The sequence below is a fragment of the Aquiflexum balticum DSM 16537 genome (assembly GCF_900176595.1).
GTDB classification, from domain to species: domain Bacteria; phylum Bacteroidota; class Bacteroidia; order Cytophagales; family Cyclobacteriaceae; genus Aquiflexum; species Aquiflexum balticum.
Genome location: NZ_LT838813.1, coordinates 4,210,877 through 4,227,130, shown reverse-complemented (window position 1 = coordinate 4,227,130; position 16,254 = coordinate 4,210,877). Strand labels below are relative to the sequence as shown.

The 16,254-nt window shown below is 37.5% G+C and carries 13 protein-coding genes; 8 read left to right on the top strand and 5 right to left on the bottom strand.

The annotated features are described in order from the left end of the window. Window positions 1–32: 32 nt before the first annotated feature. Window positions 33–1,109: a 3-oxoacyl-ACP synthase III family protein gene (locus B9A52_RS17865; protein ID WP_084121751.1), complete on the top strand. Its 1,077-nt coding sequence runs from the start codon at window positions 33–35 to the stop codon at window positions 1,107–1,109. Window positions 1,110–1,188: 79 nt separating this feature from the next. Here the strand turns inward: B9A52_RS17865 and B9A52_RS17860 are convergent, their stop codons facing one another. Together B9A52_RS17860 and B9A52_RS17855 are read right to left on the bottom strand one after the other, a co-directional pair. Further along, window positions 1,189–2,739 (bottom strand): DUF1501 domain-containing protein, encoded by a 1,551-nt coding sequence (locus B9A52_RS17860; protein WP_084121750.1) that lies wholly within the window; start codon window positions 2,737–2,739, stop codon window positions 1,189–1,191. A gap of 4 nt (window positions 2,740–2,743) precedes the next feature. Further along, window positions 2,744–4,471 carry a DUF1800 domain-containing protein gene (locus B9A52_RS17855; RefSeq protein WP_084121749.1) on the bottom strand — a complete coding sequence of 576 codons (1,728 nt, stop codon included), beginning with the start codon at window positions 4,469–4,471 and terminating at the stop codon, window positions 2,744–2,746. 415 nt (window positions 4,472–4,886) lie between these two features. Here B9A52_RS17855 and B9A52_RS17850 point away from each other — a divergent pair, with 415 nt between their 5' ends. The 4 genes from B9A52_RS17850 to B9A52_RS17835 all read left to right on the top strand — a co-directional run bounded on the left by B9A52_RS17850 (window position 4,887) and on the right by B9A52_RS17835 (window position 10,116). Further along, window positions 4,887–5,813 carry a bile acid:sodium symporter family protein gene (locus B9A52_RS17850; protein ID WP_084121748.1) on the top strand — a complete coding sequence of 309 codons (927 nt, stop codon included), beginning with the start codon at window positions 4,887–4,889 and terminating at the stop codon, window positions 5,811–5,813. 20 nt (window positions 5,814–5,833) lie between these two features. Next, complete coding sequence (locus B9A52_RS17845; protein ID WP_084121747.1) at window positions 5,834–6,841, top strand: lysophospholipid acyltransferase family protein; 1,008 nt, start codon at window positions 5,834–5,836, stop codon at window positions 6,839–6,841. A gap of 195 nt (window positions 6,842–7,036) precedes the next feature. Next, window positions 7,037–8,131: a 4-hydroxyphenylpyruvate dioxygenase gene (gene hppD, locus B9A52_RS17840; protein WP_084121746.1), complete on the top strand. Its 1,095-nt coding sequence runs from the start codon at window positions 7,037–7,039 to the stop codon at window positions 8,129–8,131. A 251-nt stretch (window positions 8,132–8,382) separates the two neighbouring features. Continuing rightward, complete coding sequence (locus tag B9A52_RS17835) at window positions 8,383–10,116, top strand: phospho-sugar mutase (protein WP_084121745.1); 1,734 nt, start codon at window positions 8,383–8,385, stop codon at window positions 10,114–10,116. Between the two features lie 308 nt (window positions 10,117–10,424). On the opposite strand, the gene B9A52_RS17830 is transcribed toward B9A52_RS17835, so the two are convergent. Next, complete coding sequence (locus tag B9A52_RS17830; RefSeq protein WP_084121744.1) at window positions 10,425–11,363, bottom strand: succinylglutamate desuccinylase/aspartoacylase family protein; 939 nt, start codon at window positions 11,361–11,363, stop codon at window positions 10,425–10,427. Window positions 11,364–11,451: 88 nt separating this feature from the next. Here B9A52_RS17830 and murB point away from each other — a divergent pair, with 88 nt between their 5' ends. After that, a complete protein-coding gene (murB, locus tag B9A52_RS17825; RefSeq protein ID WP_084123582.1) occupies window positions 11,452–12,465 on the top strand; it encodes a UDP-N-acetylmuramate dehydrogenase in 1,014 nt (337 codons plus the stop codon). On the opposite strand, the gene B9A52_RS17820 is transcribed toward murB, so the two are convergent. After that, window positions 12,462–12,944, bottom strand: a complete 483-nt coding sequence (locus B9A52_RS17820; protein WP_084121743.1) for a deoxycytidylate deaminase — start codon at window positions 12,942–12,944, stop codon at window positions 12,462–12,464. The two genes, murB and B9A52_RS17820, sit on opposite strands and share 4 nt — an antisense overlap. Window positions 12,945–13,129: 185 nt before the next feature. On the opposite strand from B9A52_RS17820, the gene B9A52_RS17815 reads away from it, so the two are divergent. Both B9A52_RS17815 and B9A52_RS17810 read left to right on the top strand, forming a co-directional pair. Then, complete coding sequence (locus B9A52_RS17815) at window positions 13,130–13,411, top strand: YidH family protein (protein ID WP_084121742.1); 282 nt, start codon at window positions 13,130–13,132, stop codon at window positions 13,409–13,411. Window positions 13,412–13,627: 216 nt separating this feature from the next. Continuing rightward, window positions 13,628–13,837 carry a hypothetical protein gene (locus B9A52_RS17810; protein ID WP_084121741.1) on the top strand — a complete coding sequence of 70 codons (210 nt, stop codon included), beginning with the start codon at window positions 13,628–13,630 and terminating at the stop codon, window positions 13,835–13,837. Window positions 13,838–14,023: 186 nt separating this feature from the next. Here B9A52_RS17810 and ppk1 read toward each other — a convergent pair whose 3' ends face one another. Continuing rightward, window positions 14,024–16,150, bottom strand: coding sequence for a polyphosphate kinase 1 (gene ppk1 / locus B9A52_RS17805; protein ID WP_084121740.1), 2,127 nt, complete (start codon window positions 16,148–16,150; stop codon window positions 14,024–14,026). Window positions 16,151–16,254: the final 104 nt, after the last annotated feature.

Sequence of the window (16,254 nt, the reverse complement as noted above, 5' to 3'; positions counted from 1 at the left end):
GAAATAAAAACATCGTCTCAAAATCACCTCATATGTCGATTTACACCGTAATCAAAGGTTCAGGTTCATACCTGCCTGATGTAATTGTAAAGAATGAAGACTTTTTAAATAATAATTTCATCACCGAAAAGGGAGAAAAAATCCCCAAAGAGAATTGTGCTATCATCCAAAAATTCCAGGAAATAACAGAAATAGAGGAAAGAAGGTATTTAAGTCCAGAATTGAATACCTCTGATATGGCATTCATCGCTGCTAAAGCGGCAATTGAAGATTCAGGCATAGATCCTGAAACACTTGACTATATTATTGTGGCCCAAAACTTTGGAGAAATATTATATAATAACAGGAAAACGGATATTCTTCCTACTATTGCTTCAAGGGTAAAACACATGCTCAAAATAGTGAACCCGAATTGTGTCGCTTATGATTTGCCTTTCGGATGTCCGGGTTGGGTGCAGGGAGTGATTCATGCTGATTACTTCATTAAATCCGGTGATGCCAAACGTGCTTTAATTATCGGTGCAGAGACACTTTCCAGGATCATAGACCCGCATGATATTGACAGCATGATATACTCAGATGGGGCCGGAGCGGTAGTTTTGGAAGGAGTTGAGAGTGATCATCCTATCGGGGTTTTGTGTCACAAGACCAGAACAGACACGATTACTCAGGCCCATTATCTAAAAATGGATGTTTCCTATAATCCTGAATTTAAAGATGATACTTTGTTTCTTAAAATGAATGGGAGAAAGTTATATGAATATGCCCTGAACACTGTTCCTGTTTTAATGAAGGAAACCATTGAAAAAGCCGGATTGGATATCAAAGATATTGGAAAAGTGCTTATTCATCAGGCCAATGCCAAAATGGACGAAGCCATTTTGATAAGGACTTTAAAGCTTTTTGGGGTAAATGAAAAGCCAGATGGAATTATGCCGATGATTATTTCCAAAATGGGTAATAATTCAGTAGCCACAGTACCCATACTATATGATATGATTGCAAAAAGTAAATTGAACGGCTATCAATTCAGCTCCGGAGAAAATTTAGTATTTGCATCTGTAGGCGCAGGAATGAATGTCAACGCATTTATATACCTAAATCCCTGAAAAAAAATATTTGATTATCCATTAAATGAGAATCAGGATTTATCCTTTTTTCTTCTTAGTGGATAATCAAATCTTATCATCAAAGTTTGATCAATTTGCGTGTGAATTTTTTGTTTCCATTCGAAATCAGGAATATATACATGCCTGCAGGATACTGACTCAAATCAAAACTTTGCTGGAATTGATATGTATTGACCAATCCCTCAAAAATAGTTGCGGTCTTTCTTCCGGAACTATCAACGACTTTAATTGAAAGTTTGCCCGGTACAACATCCATTTTCAGGGTGACAACATTTAGAGTTGGATTAGGGTAAATTTTAAGATTAACAGGTTCAATATCTTGTATTCCGGTAACAAGACCGTTTTTGATAACAGGTACTTGCTCAAAATTACCCCGAGTTGCGGCCTGAATACTGGTATCCCCTGCATCAAACCACTGACTCAGCAAAGAGGTATAAACCTGCCTAAAATCATATTGGAGGGGTATATTGTCCCGGTAAACCTCAGTTCCTTTAATCTGAGGAGCTGTCCCCAATGAACCTCCATAAGACATATTTCCAAAAACAAAAAGAGGGGCAGATGATCCATGATCTGTACCATTGCTGGAATTGGACACTATCCTCCTTCCGAACTCAGAAAATGTCATCCCCATCACCCTATCCGCCGAGCCTTGAAATTCAAGGTCATTCATAAAGGCGACGACCGCATCATTGAGTTGTTTTAATAAATTGGCATGTCGGCCTTTGGTATGGTCTCCACCATCCACCTGATTATCATGGGTATCAAACCCGCCCATTCTAACCAAGTATAGCGGAGTTTTCAACCCCCCTGAAATCAACCTGGAAACTATACGGAGTTGATTGCCTAATCTTGTATCAGGGTAAACTTTTTGTTGGGTGACTTTTTCAGCAGCTCTTTTTACAACCATCCCGTATTTTTGGGATTGCTGTGCAATCAACCTGATATACCTTAGTTTATCCCCTGCCATGGTATCCGGGGTGTCTTCAACAGCATTTTCGAGTATCTGATAAAATGAATTGGGATTGTTGATTACCATACTGAAATTGGCCCTTTCGCCTTGGAAAAGCATAGACGAACCGTAACCGATTTCAACTGCCATTGGATCGGGTTTGTCCTCATTGGGATATCCATTCGGAAACTCGGGATAATTGGATTCCAAATATCTTCCGGTCCATCCAGAAGGCAACAGTTCATCTGAATTGGAACCGCTCATCCATATATCAGTAGATTTGAAGTGGGAAAAGCTTTGTTGGGGGTAACCTACAGAATGAATTACCTGTAACCTTCCTTCTTCATATAAGGATTTAAAACCATCCAGTGAAGGGTGTAATGCAAAATCACCGGAATCAATATGTAACAATTTGCTGTCAGGCATAATCACATGAGGTCTTACCTGATTAAGCTGACTGAGGTAAGATACTGGTATCACGGTATTGAGACCATCGTTGCCACCTTCCAAATAAATAAGAACCAATACCCTATCCGTTTCATTCGCCAAATTTAAGAATCTGTCTAAAGTCTGACCGAAACTCTGATTGTTCAATGCTCCAAAGAAACCTGGAATGGCCAAACTATGGGCGGCGTGCTTGATAAAAGACCTTCTTTTCATAACGTTACATTAATTGCGATTCTCCCATTTGTAACAACAGTTGAAATGCGGGTTTAAGTCTATTTAAAACAATGGTGGCATTTGACTCCTCATTTGGATTTGCCAAATATGTCAGCCAGGCACCTGTCCAATAATAATCCTGCTCTTGGCCATTCAGTAGAATTTTTTTAGTCATCTCAAATTGAGTTTCATTCAAATCAAGCCCCAAATTCAACAAGACAAACTCATTGATGAGTGCATTCGGATCTTCGGGGTTTTCAAATTCCTTGACATATTCTAGAAGATTTGCGTTAACTTTCACAGAGTCTGAAATCCAGTACCCCCAAAAAATCATTGAATCAGAAGCCAAAGCTCTTTTGGTGATGGAATCGGTATTGATCCAGATTTTGTCATAATTTGGCGTCTGATAGTAAGGAGGCCAACCAGCGACATTGGGGGGATCACCCAATTCCATCCCAATGTTTCCCATATTCCAAAGTATGGCAGAATAAAAATCTTTTTCTCCAAGTGGATTGTCTGCTCTTGGCATATCAAAATTCCTCCAAAGTCCCAAAATGAAATCCATTGGACTTTTGATCAAAGCACCCATTACCTCAGGGTGAAAGAAATGCGCTGAACTCAACAGAGCCTTCAAGGCAGGTCTGATATTATAGTTGTTACCTTTGATTATCGCGGCCAAAGGTTCGATTACATTAATCTCTGCCATAGTGGAAATTTCGCTTGCCACAAAAAAGGTATAAAGCTTTCTGGCAATAAACTTTGAAGATTCATTGGTGGCAAAAATCATCTCCAACATTTCATCCAATTCCCCTGCACCTGCTATACCTGCTTTTCCTTCAATTACTTTATTGCCATAAAAGGCCGAAAACTGTTTATTTCCGGTATGGTGTGCCTCAGCATTGAAATAAGACTCCGGTGGACCCTCCGAATGAATACTTTCCCAATTGACAGTCCAACCTGTCAATACTCTTGCAGCAGCCCTAACATCCTCTTCCTGATAGCCTGCTCCGGGGCCTTTACCTATACAGAATAATTCCTGCAATTCTCTGGCAAAGTTTTCATCAGGAGTATCTTTATTATTGAATGCACCGCTCAGAAAAACCAACATGGCAGGATCTATGGTCAGGTCTCTGATAAGTTCCTTAAAATTCCCGATTACATGCCGATTCAACATGGTAATGTATCGGTAACAGGATTTTGAGATAAATACATCCCACATTTTGATAGGAAGAAAATTCCACCAGAATAAAAGCATCTTTTCCTGTATGCCATTATTGGTACTTAAAATTCTTCCGATCATCCATGACTTGAGCGAAACCAGCCGATCACCTTCAAGATCTTCATTGAATCTGGCATTGACAAAACTGCTTCCAAGGGGCACTTCAAGATCAAATTTGCCTTTGCTGAGGTCATTATAATTATTGATAGGCTCGGGATACTCCAGGGATACTTCAAACATTTCGTCCAGAATAGCTGAAAGTGATTTATTCCTGAGATTTTTGATATCCTGAATAGTTGCCCCAAATTTTGTCCTCTTGACCAAATGAGCCAAGTGAAAATCCGTTAGGTCACCGTCAAATGATTCTAAACCTTCACCTATTTCATGTAGACGTGATAAAGCTTCAGTCCAGTTATTATTTGCGGGTTTCAGCCCTTTAGTAAGATCAGGAGGAAGCACCTCCCTATAAAGAGGCTGTAGATGCTTGTATTGTCCAGGTTTGATTGGAAACATATACCATTAGCGTTTAGAAAAAGAAATTCATTAAACAGTTCAAATACCAATCTAAAACGTCAAAAATGTTGAATGACATTCAAGAAAGCTGCCCTTTATTTTTTCCATCGTCTTTATTTTGTAATAAAAACACTGGTTCAAAAAAGGATGATAAAATTTGTTGGATTTTTGGGTGATTCAACAAATACTCGGAAAAGATAATAATTTATACTTTCAGTGCAAAATTAAATTTTAAATTAAAATTACGTTTAACAGTTTGTGCTTTTTATATCAAAACTATTGCCTTTTGTCTCAAAAAATTTTTCTGTAGTAGACCTTTTTTGGAGAAAGCCGCAATGCAATAATCAGGTTTTTTTGAAGAATTTTGTCATTGATTATCCAACTTATTATATTTCCTCAAACAAGCAATTTTTGAATGATAGAAGAACTTGATACCAGCACGCTAAATTTTAATCAGGATTCCCTTTTCCTTCTGAATATTTCATTGGCCATTATCATGTTTGGAGTGGCTTTGGATTTAAAAGGTTCCGATTTCAGGTATATATTCCAAAATCCAAAATCATTCGGATTGGGTATTCTTTCCCAATTTTTTATGCTGCCCCTATTGACATTGGTTTTCATAAGTTTTATACAGCCACCCCCTTCAGTGGCTTTAGGAATGTTTTTGGTTGCGGCATGCCCCGGTGGCAATGTCTCTAATTTTATGACTCACCTGGCAAAAGGAAATACGGCACTCTCCGTATCCCTTACTGCTTTTTCTACGGCCTTTTCGATATTTCTGACACCTTTCAATTTTGCTTTATGGGCTGGTTTTTATGAACCTACAGCAACGATGCTAAAGGAAATATCACTTTCCTATTTTGAAGTATTCCAGACAGTTGCACTTATCCTTGGTTTACCCTTGATGGTGGGCATGTACATCAATGGCCGGTATCCAAACTGGGCTCAAAAAGCTACCAAAATTTTAAAACCACTGAGTATATTAATCTTTGCTGGCTTTGTGGTCATTGCTTTTATAGGCAATTACAACCTGTTTTTGAAGTTTATAGGATTGATTTTTCTTTGGGTATTAGGTCATAATTTTATTGCCTTATTTTCCGGATATTCTCTTTCCAAAATCGGTAAGTTAAGCTTGGCCGATACAAAAACCCTTACCATAGAAACTGGGATTCAAAATTCAGGACTGGCTTTGGTATTGATTTTCACCTATTTTGATGGTTTGGGTGGAATGGCAATCATTGCTGCTTGGTGGGGAATCTGGCATATCATTTCAGGTATGGGTATAGCCACCATATGGAAAAATTTCTATAAACCGTTAATTCATTCCTTTTCCCAAGAATAGTTCCCCGTAACCATTTTCTGATGAAAGATCTTTTTAATGCGATTCTTAGGATAAAAGTTAAAATTGCCCTTCATTTTTACTTTTCCAAAATCAAGGTTTATGGCAAGGAAAACATTCCTAAAAATAAAGCAATCATTCTTGTAGCCAACCATCAGAATGCTTTGGTGGATCCGCTTTTGATTGCTACCCATACCCGCCTCAACCCTTATTTTTTAACCAGGGCATCTGTTTTTAAAAAATCATTCATTGCCAAATTGCTTGATTTTATCCGGATGATTCCGATCTACCGTGTCAGAGATGGGATTGGAAATATGGAAAAAAACAAAGAAACATTTGAGAAAAGCACCGAGGTGCTTTTGAATAAGGGAACAATAGTAATATTCGGTGAGGGTAACCATCATATTCACCGAAATCTTCGCCCGCTTAAAAAGGGATTTGCCAGAATTGCTTATCAGGCACTTGAAGCGAATCCGGATTTGGACTTGGTGATTTTACCTGTTGGTCTCAACTACGGAAACCATCAAAGAACCGGAAGTAAAGTGAGTATAATCTTTGGTCCGACAATTAATCCCAGGATTTTTTATCCACATTTCGATCCACTGATCAAGGCAGTAGAAGTTGGTTTGGAACCATTGGTAAGCCACATTCCTGAAGAAAAATATAATCAGATTGAGAAGGAAATGATCTTAAACAGGATAGATTTCACCGAACCTAAAGAAGTTAGATCCTTTATTTCAGGTCAATCCAATTCCATTGACCCTAAAACCTACTCTCCACCATACTTCACCAATAAAGTGATGAAAGTTTTTCATTTTCCCGTTTATTGGATATGGCTTCTGATTGCACCAAAAATTGAAGATCCCGCATTTACGTCAACTTTCAAATTTGTCATAGGATTGGTAGCGGTGCCTTTATGGTATATTTTTGTTTTGATTGGCTTGCCTTTATTGGGTTTTGAAACTTGGGCATTTTCTTGGGCAATTCTAGGTTTCATCTATTTATTGGCCAATAGAAATGGGCAAGGGTAAAAGAAGGAATGAAATGTTATAAAAATTCAATGGTTGAAGGTTTAGGAATCTTGGGTTTAATGTTTTAGAAATTGTAATGAACGATTCTTTATTGAGTTAATTCTTGGACTTTCTTTTAAAGCCCTCAAGCAGCCTGCAAGTTTAAATATTCCTATATTTGGAACAGAAATATTAAAACCCAAAAATAACTTTATCATGGAACAGGATTTTCTTCCCATCAATGGGACGGATTATGTTGAATTATATGTTGGCAATGCCAAACAATCCGCTCTCTTCTATCAATATGCTTTTGGTTACGAACTCATCGCTTATGCAGGGCCGGAGACAGGTATAAAAGACAGCGCATCCTATGTGTTGAAACAGGATAAAATCAGATTGGTGCTGACCACTCCTTTACTGGAAAATCATCCCATAGCAGATCATATCAAAAAACATGGCGATGGAGTCAAAGTCCTTGCCCTTTGGGTAGATGATGCCGAAAAATCCTGGCGGGAAACCACTTCAAGAGGGGCTTTATCCTATCAAGAACCAAAAACCCTAAAGGATGAATTCGGAGAAGTGGTTACTTCATCAATCCGTACCTATGGAGAAACTATCCACACTTTCGTCGAGAGAAAAAATTACAAGGGAGTCTTCCTTCCAGGGTACCTACCAAGAAAAAGTGAATATAAGGCAGTTCCTATCGGTCTGAAATACATTGACCATTGCGTGGGTAATGTTGGTTGGGGGGAAATGAACAAGTGGGTTGATTTTTATGAAAATGTGATGGGTTTCAAACTTCTGATCACTTTTGATGATAAGGATATTTCAACTGAATATACTGCCTTGATGTCGAAAGTCGTTTCCAATGGAAATGGTTACATCAAATTCCCAATCAATGAACCTGCTGAAGGCAAGAAAAAATCACAGATTGAGGAATACATAGATTTTTATAATGGAGCAGGAGTTCAGCATATGGCCATCGCTACCGATAACATTATTCATACTGTAACAGAGTTGAGAAAAAGAGGCGTGGAATTTCTTGACGTTCCAAAAACCTATTATGATGATTTATTGGATAGGGTTGGCCAAATTGACGAAGACCTTAAACCACTGAAGGATCTCAATATTCTCGTAGACAGGGATGAGGAAGGGTATCTCCTTCAGATTTTCACCAAACCTGTTCAGGACAGGCCTACCCTTTTCTATGAGATCATTCAACGAAAAGGCGCCAAGTCATTTGGCAAAGGAAATTTCAAAGCCCTTTTTGAAGCCATAGAAAGGGAACAGGAATTAAGGGGAAATCTGTAAGCTTTGCCCTGAATTATACCGGCATGCTTTTCATTTGGTTAATTTCTGAACTATGGCTGATCTTCCATTTAAGAAAAACCCAAGAAAAATTCCTATCTAAAAATATGGGATCAATGAATTAGCCAGGGTATAATTTATTTTATAACCAGAAATAAATTATACCCTGGCTTTTTTTAATCTTTAATTTCTTCTTTGCATGGCTATTTTTAATGAATTCTCTATCTTAGAATCTTATTCAAACTTTTTACAAAATGACAACAATAGATCCAATGATTGTAGCCAAAGCTGAAAACTGGCTAAAGAGTAATATTGATGAAAAAAGCAAAGCAGAGATAAGGTCGCTTCTTGATTCTCCTGATAAAACTGAGCTGATAGATTCCTTTTACAGGGAACTGGAATTCGGAACAGGAGGCCTTAGAGGACTAATGGGCGTAGGTTCAAACCGGGTCAATGTTTATACCATTGGCATGGCCACCCAAGGATTGGCAAATTACCTCTTGAAATGCTTTCCCAATGAGGAAATCAGTGTGGCTTTAACCCATGACTGCAGAATAAACAATACTTTGTTTGCAGATACCACCGCAAATGTTTTTTCAGCAAATGGTATAAAAGTCAAATATTTCAGGGAACTGCGACCAACTCCTATGCTTTCTTTTGCCATCAGACATTTTGGTTGCAAGAGTGGTGTGATGGTTACCGCTTCCCATAATCCAAAAGAATATAATGGGTACAAGGCCTATTGGGATGATGGCGGTCAGGTCGTTGCACCACATGATACCAATATCATCAAGGAAGTACAGAAAATAGTTTCTGTGGATGATGTAAATTGGGATAAAAACGCATCCTTGATAGAATATATTGAAGAAGATTTTGACCTGATTTATTTGAACCTGGTAAAAAAACTCAGTCTTTCTCCCAATGAAATCATGCTTCAGAGAGATATGCCGATTGTTTTTTCGCCTATTCATGGTGCATCGGGAAAAATGGTCCCTGCAGCTTTAAAGGTTTTCGGATTTGAAAATATCCATGTTGTCAAAGAACAAGCTGAACCTGATGGAAATTTTCCGACTGTAATTTATCCCAATCCTGAAGAAGCGGAAGCACTGACCATGTCCATTGAGTTGGGTAAAAAGGTGGGTGCTGAATTGGTATTAGCCTGTGACCCTGATGGAGACCGTTATGCAGCCTGCGTTCCGGATGGTAAAGGTGGTTTTGAATTGCTCAATGGTAACCAAACAGGCACTCTTTTAACCTACTATTTGCTCAGTAAATGGCGGGAATATGGCGGATTGACCGGAGAACAGTTCATGGTAAACACAATAGTTACCACAGAACTGATAGATGAGATTTGTAAGGGTTTCGGTGTTACCTGCTATTCCGTATTGACCGGTTTTAAAAATATAGCAGAGGTGATAAGAAATCTGGAAGGGGAAAAGAAATTTATCGGAGGTGGAGAGGAAAGTTACGGTTATTTGGTCGGTGATTTCGTAAGGGATAAAGATGGTGTTTCAGCCTGTTCTATGGTGGCTGAACTGGTAGCGTATTATAAAACCAAGGGAAAAACAGTTCAGGACGTATTGGCTGAGATTTATATGCAATTCGGTTTTTATAAAGAAAGTCTCATTTCAGTTACCAAAAAAGGGAAAGACGGTGCAGAACAGATTCAGAATCTGATGACAGGATTCAGAACCAATAAACCTAAAGAAATGAATGGTATAAAGGTTATCAAAATTGTTGACGTCAAGGAAAGCAAAATATTTGATTTGGTCAATGACACCGAAACCGATTTAAAAATGGATAAATCAAATGTCATTCAATTTTACTTAGAAGATGGCAGTAAGATTTCTGCCCGTCCCTCAGGAACAGAACCAAAAATTAAGTATTATTTTTCTGTAAATGAGGCCTTGCCAAACCGTGAAGCCTATGATTCAGTAGCCGCTTCCTTGGATAAGAAGCTTGAAGGTCTGAAGAAGTATTTTGCCTAGTCATGCAATTGACAAAGTGAGAAAAACCTTGTTAAATAATTGACTTGTTCCATCAGTTAGAAGGTCTAAGTATGATTAAATATAGAGAAAGAGCCCGGTAGTCTACCGGGCTCTTTCCATTTAGGTTCAAATAAAACTATGCCCTAGAATTAAGTTCAATAAAACATATATATCTAATTGATTATAAAATAATTATAACAAATTAAATATCACTTTTCTAATTAAATATATCCAAAAGAAATATATAATATCAGTTCTTTTAGGTTTTATTCAATCGGGATTTAGAACCGATCATTGAAAAGTAAAAATCAAATCCGGCCTACGTGGACAATGGCATCACCGGCATTGACAACAGGATTGTTGTTCAATCCAACCACATGACCATTGTTGGTAGCCTTTACCGGAACCTTAACCTGACCGTAAGGGTCAGTGATTTTTGCTATAATCTGCCCTTTTTTGACTTCATCTCCAAGTTTGACATTGGAGGAGAAAATACCCGATACCTTGGCTCGAACCCAAGAACTCTCTTTGATTTGAATAGTATCTTTGGGCGGAATCTCACCTTCTATCATCCCTAGATGAATAAGTACCCTTTTGGTCCCAAGTATGGCTTCTTCCACAGCATAATCATCCAATCTCATGGATTCTCCGCCTTCATATACTAAAATATGTTTCCTTCTTTTATAGGCCTCTTTTCTGAAAGACTTGTCAATATGGGGTGAGTTCAGGATAAAATGGGTACCAAAAGCATTTGCAAGTTCCAATCCTTTTTTGTCCTTATAATCTACTCTCACTTGCGGGTAATTAGAGAGCATTCTTCCACCGGTATGGAAATCAATTCCATAATCAATAATGGGAATGATTTCATTTGACAAAATAAACGCAATCTGTGAGGCAAGGGAACCTTTTTTACTTCCAGGAAAACTTCTGTTCAGGTCCCTCCCATCCGGAAAAGTTCTGGAACTGCTCAAAAAACCATACACATTCACAAGGGGTATAAAAATAACTGTACCTTTATTGGGAGTGATCAACTCTTCCTCAAGCATTTTTCTAATAGCTACAATACCATTGATTTCATCACCATGAATTCCACCTGATATCAATACTACAGGACCATCTTCCTTGGCCCTTTTGATAAAAACCGGCAGATCAATCAAGGTATGGGTCGGAAGTCTGGCAATGGCAATATCAATATTCAATGTTTGTCCGGGCCGAATGCGTATTCCATTGATGACCATTTCTTTCATAATTATTCAAAATTTGATTTTGGTATTGGAGCAATTATCTTTCTATTTGATCAAATTCTTGCTTTATTCGCAAGTACATTTTCAGGCTATGAATATACAAGAAAACATTTCTCTTAAACCATATAATACTTTCGGAATAGATAAAAAAGCAAGGTATTTTATCAACGCCAGCTCCGAAAATGAAATCAAAAAAGCCTTGATTAAAGCCAAAGAATTAGGACTTCCGGTTATAATTCTAGGAGGTGGCAGCAATATTCTTTTAACCAGGGATCTTGATTCATTTGTTCTCAAAATTGACATTAAGGGTATCAAAATCCTGGAGCAAAGTAAAGAAAATATCATTGTAGAGGTCGGAGCAGGAGAAAACTGGCATGAATTCGTTCTTCACTGCTTACACAATAATTGGTCTGGTGTAGAAAATTTATCTCTTATACCAGGTACAGTTGGTGCATCACCTATGCAGAACATAGGGGCATATGGGATTGAAATAAAGGATGTATTTCAAGGCCTAAAAGCTATCAACCGAGAAACTCTAGAAGAGGAAGAATTCGATTGGAAAGCATGCAGGTTCGGATATCGGGAAAGCATTTTCAAAAATGACTTAAAAAACAAATACATCATCACAAGGGTAATCTTTAAGTTAAACAAAATCCCTGTTTTTCATACTGAATATGGGGCCATAAAAGAGACATTGGCTGAAATGAAAGTCAAAGAACTGAGTATTTCCGCCATCAGTAACGCAGTGATTAAAATACGTCAGAGCAAGTTGCCTGACCCCAAAATCATTGGAAATGCGGGGAGCTTTTTCAAAAACCCCACAGTTTCTGATTCACTTTTTGAAAACTTAAGAAGTACTTATCCTAATATTCCGGGCTACCCCAATGAGGGAGGAGTAAAAATACCTGCTGCCTGGCTGATTGAACAAACCGGCTGGAAAGGAAAAAAGCTTGGTAATATCGGCGTACACAAGCAGCATCCCTTGGTTTTGGTCAACTATGGAGGCGGTGATGGTAAAGATATCCAACAATTAAGTGAAGAAATCCAACAATCCGTGCTCCAAAAATTCAACGTACAACTTCAACCTGAAGTGAATTTTCTCTAAATCAAAGGATCTTCAAAAGCAATTTCTTTATTGTATTTCAAAACTTCAACACCAAATTTGGTCAAAAAATCTATTCCCTCATCAGAGGGCAAGCCTTTATATTCTGCATAGGAAAACAAATAAACCAATTTTACTATACCCATAGAAAAAATAATCCTGGCGCAAGCCAAGCAAGGGGCCAAAGTAACATACAATGTAGAACCTTCAACGGAGGTATTGTTTTTCACGGCATATAAAATGGCATTTTGTTCAGCATGAAGGGCTAATGAACAGCTTCCTTTGCTATCTCTTGCACAGCCATGTTCCGGAAATTCCTCATCACAGTTATGCGTACCTGAAGGTGGTCCATTATAACCAATGGAAATGATCCGAGTTTCTTTGGTCAATACCGCACCAACATGCTTCTTGATACAATGGGATCTTTTGGCCAGATTAACGGCCAATTCCATAAAAATATCATCAAAATTAGGTCTACTCATACTTCAAAATAAGAATTGGTTTTAGGATTTGCCTCTTGCATAAAAAAACCAATACCATTAAGACCCAAAAGTAATCAAAGTCAAAAATTTATTACATCAGATTGATAAAAATTCGTCAATTTGTATTTAAAATCACACATTGGAACCTGTGAACAGGATTAATTTTACACCAAAATAAAAGAAAAATGGCAGAAGAAAATTTTACTGAAAATGAATTGATTGTAAGGGATTATTTGGCAAGGCAGAGAACATACCTTGCCAATGACAGAACCCTTTTGTCCTATATTAGAACCTCCTTGTATTTTTTGGTCAGCGGCACAGCATTGATGGAAGTAAATGCTTTATCCCATGTAAGTAAATTGGGTTATTTGGGTTTCGCCTTAAGTTTGGGAATGCTGATTTTGGGTTTTTATAATTTTTATAGAGTAAAAAGAAAGCTTAGAAAGCATTATTACGCTAAAATGTAGTAATCTAACTTGAGTTTTAATCTCCTAAAAACTTCATTATTTAGGCTAATCTTTCGAAAAAAAAATCAAAGCACCCAACTTTACAGCATAGAGATTGAAAAGAAATAAGAGATTAAGGTATTTAACCCCATATAATTGGCAAAAACAAATAAAGAAAACTCATATTTGGTTCGACTTTGGTAAAGTTATTGCAACTGGATTATCAAAATCCATATTATGAAAACTTTAGGAATTTTATTAATTGTCATTGGAATAGGAATGTTTATTATTCCAAGCATCAGTTTTAATACTGAGGAAACCGTCATTGACGCAGGACCTATTCAGGTGAACAAAACCAACGAAAATAAACTGAGTTGGCCAAATTATGCCGGTGGAATTGCCATTATAGCCGGAGTTCTGGTATTGGTTGGAACAAGGAAGAAATAATCCGACCGTTTTGGAAATTTGATATGAACGCACAAATTCCAGTGGAGCAGAAGTTCTTATTTGGATCTAAAAGAGAAAATCCTCACGACTATCGGCACAGAAAATTACCTAAATGATAATTTTCAAATTTGATCTTACTCCAAAGGAAATAGTTTGCATGACATTTGAATTTTTGATTCCAGGAATTCAATGAACCAATTTAACTGATAACACATCTTCAATCCTCACAGAGAAAAATTCTTTATGCACGTTGAATTCCGCTTCATCAACCTGTGGGATTTTTGGCACATAGGTACCATCCTCCATCATGATATATGAATTGGTATTGTCGCGAAGATTATAGGAAAGAATGTTCATAAGTTGTTTTTCAAGAAAAGAATCTTCTATTCTGAAAAGCGATTCCAATCTTTTATCAAAACTTCTTACCATCATATCTGCGCTGCCGGCGTAGGTTCTTGTTTTACCATTGTTGTGAAAATGATAGATTCTTGAATGTTCGAGAAAATCACCCACCAAAGAAAGTACTTGTATATTTTCACTGAGCCCTGCCCTACCTGGTCTCAGGCAGCAAATTCCCCTGATTATTAATTTAATCATTACTCCTGATTGTGAAGCCCTGTATAAGGCATAAATGATTTCGGAATCCTCCAGTGAATTTACCTTGATGAAAATTCCTGACGGAAGTCCATTTCGGGCATTTTCAGCTTCCTGTTCTATAAATTCAATTAACTGATTACGCATATCCCTTGGTGCCGTTATCAGATTTTGATAAGTCATTGGCATCGAATGTCCTGTAATTACATTGAAGAATTCAGATACGTCATTGGCAAGGACTTCATTGGTGGTGAGTAACCCTATATCTGTATAAAGTCTTGCTGTATCTTCATTGTAATTTCCAGATCCCAAATGCACATATCTTGTCACGTAGTTATTTTCATCTTTTTTAACGATCAGTAATAATTTGGTGTGTGTCTTCAAATTACTGATACCATAAATAACAAAGCAGCCTGCCTTTTGAAGTTTTTTGGCCTCTCTGATGTTATTTTCTTCATCAAACCTTGCCTTTACTTCAAACAATACCGAAACGTGTTTGCCATTTTCAGCGGCTCTTAACAAGGCCTTGGTAATCCTGGAGTCCTTAGCCAACCTGTAAATCGTCATTTTAATGGCCATTACATTCGGATCTTCCACCGCCTTTTCTATCAGTTCCAGGATAGGGTCGATATTATTGTATGGATGATGTAATAGAATATCTCTTCCTCTCAATACCTGGAATATGTCATCTGTCCCATCTTCCGGGTAAGAAATTGGTGGTACAGGAGTGGGAATTTGCGGGATTTTATCCTTGAATCTCCTGTTTCCGATTACTTGCCAGAACCCTGAAAAATCCATCATGCTGGTTCTATCTACTTTGAAAATGCTGTCATCCTGAATATTCCATCTTTCCTTAAGAAGATTGATCATCCACCTGCTGTAGCCTTCCTCTATTTCAATACGTACTACCCTTCCTGTTTTCCGTTCATTTAATTTTCTTTTTACTTCCTCCAGAAAGTTGGCATCCATATCCTCACTTTCCTCCAAAGTAAAGTCACCATTCCGGGTGATCCTGAATAAATTGATCGATTCAATATTGACATTTCTAAAAAGGGTGATTATGTTTTCTCTAATTACTTCTTCAATAGGAACATAAATGACCACATCCTCCCTTTCAATCTCAAAAAATCTGGGGATATTGGCCGGAATCTGTACAAAGGATAGTTTTTTATTTTCTTTTTTGTCTCCAGGTGCCAATGTTACCACTCCAAACACCAGAAGTTTGTTCATCAGAATCGGAAATGTCCTATACCCATCAAATACCATTGGCGTCAGCATAGGATATACCGCCTTCATAAAATAAGATTTGATATAATCCTGTTCTTCCATTTCAAGATTTCTCACATTGCTGAGAATAAATCCTGACTCTGACATTTTCGGAAGGAGATTATTCAAAAAATGCTCCTGTTGTCTTTTATGGAACTCCTGACATTCAAGCATCAATCTCATTTTGAACGGCTCTTCCCTAAGTCCTGAATAATCAACCCTTTCCTTTTCATAATCAAGGTAATTGTAAAGAGATCCTATCCGGATCATGAAAAATTCATCCAGATTAGAGGCTGTAATGGCCAAAAACTTCAATTTTTCGAAAATTGATCTTTGTTCTTTTTTGGATTGATCCAATACTCTATCGTTGAACTTCAACCAACTTAAGTCCCTACTGACCAAATCACTTGATTCAATGATACTATCAAATTTATCTTTAGAGGCTACTTTCATATTCAGATTAAACAGCTTGGAAATTAGGGAAATTTATTTGGCCAAAACCATGCATAATTTTAGCAATTTATTATTTAAATAAAAAAAAAGGGGCTAGATGCCCC

What these genes read in the sequence shown, in the direction of transcription:
- hppD (WP_084121746.1), top strand. Translation starts at nt 7,037, where the DNA reads ATGGAACAGGATTTTCTTCCCATCAATGGGACGGATTATGTTGAATTA.
- B9A52_RS17850 (WP_084121748.1), top strand. Translation starts at nt 4,887, where the DNA reads ATGATAGAAGAACTTGATACCAGCACGCTAAATTTTAATCAGGATTCC.
- B9A52_RS17830 (WP_084121744.1), bottom strand. Translation starts at nt 11,363, where the DNA reads ATGAAAGAAATGGTCATCAATGGAATACGCATTCGGCCCGGACAAACA.
- B9A52_RS17860 (WP_084121750.1), bottom strand. Translation starts at nt 2,739, where the DNA reads ATGAAAAGAAGGTCTTTTATCAAGCACGCCGCCCATAGTTTGGCCATT.
- B9A52_RS17855 (WP_084121749.1), bottom strand. Translation starts at nt 4,471, where the DNA reads ATGTTTCCAATCAAACCTGGACAATACAAGCATCTACAGCCTCTTTAT.
- ppk1 (WP_084121740.1), bottom strand. Translation starts at nt 16,150, where the DNA reads ATGAAAGTAGCCTCTAAAGATAAATTTGATAGTATCATTGAATCAAGT.
- B9A52_RS17820 (WP_084121743.1), bottom strand. Translation starts at nt 12,944, where the DNA reads ATGAGTAGACCTAATTTTGATGATATTTTTATGGAATTGGCCGTTAAT.
- B9A52_RS17865 (WP_084121751.1), top strand. Translation starts at nt 33, where the DNA reads ATGTCGATTTACACCGTAATCAAAGGTTCAGGTTCATACCTGCCTGAT.
- B9A52_RS17845 (WP_084121747.1), top strand. Translation starts at nt 5,834, where the DNA reads ATGAAAGATCTTTTTAATGCGATTCTTAGGATAAAAGTTAAAATTGCC.
- B9A52_RS17835 (WP_084121745.1), top strand. Translation starts at nt 8,383, where the DNA reads ATGACAACAATAGATCCAATGATTGTAGCCAAAGCTGAAAACTGGCTA.
- B9A52_RS17810 (WP_084121741.1), top strand. Translation starts at nt 13,628, where the DNA reads ATGAAAACTTTAGGAATTTTATTAATTGTCATTGGAATAGGAATGTTT.
- B9A52_RS17815 (WP_084121742.1), top strand. Translation starts at nt 13,130, where the DNA reads ATGGCAGAAGAAAATTTTACTGAAAATGAATTGATTGTAAGGGATTAT.
- murB (WP_084123582.1), top strand. Translation starts at nt 11,452, where the DNA reads ATGAATATACAAGAAAACATTTCTCTTAAACCATATAATACTTTCGGA.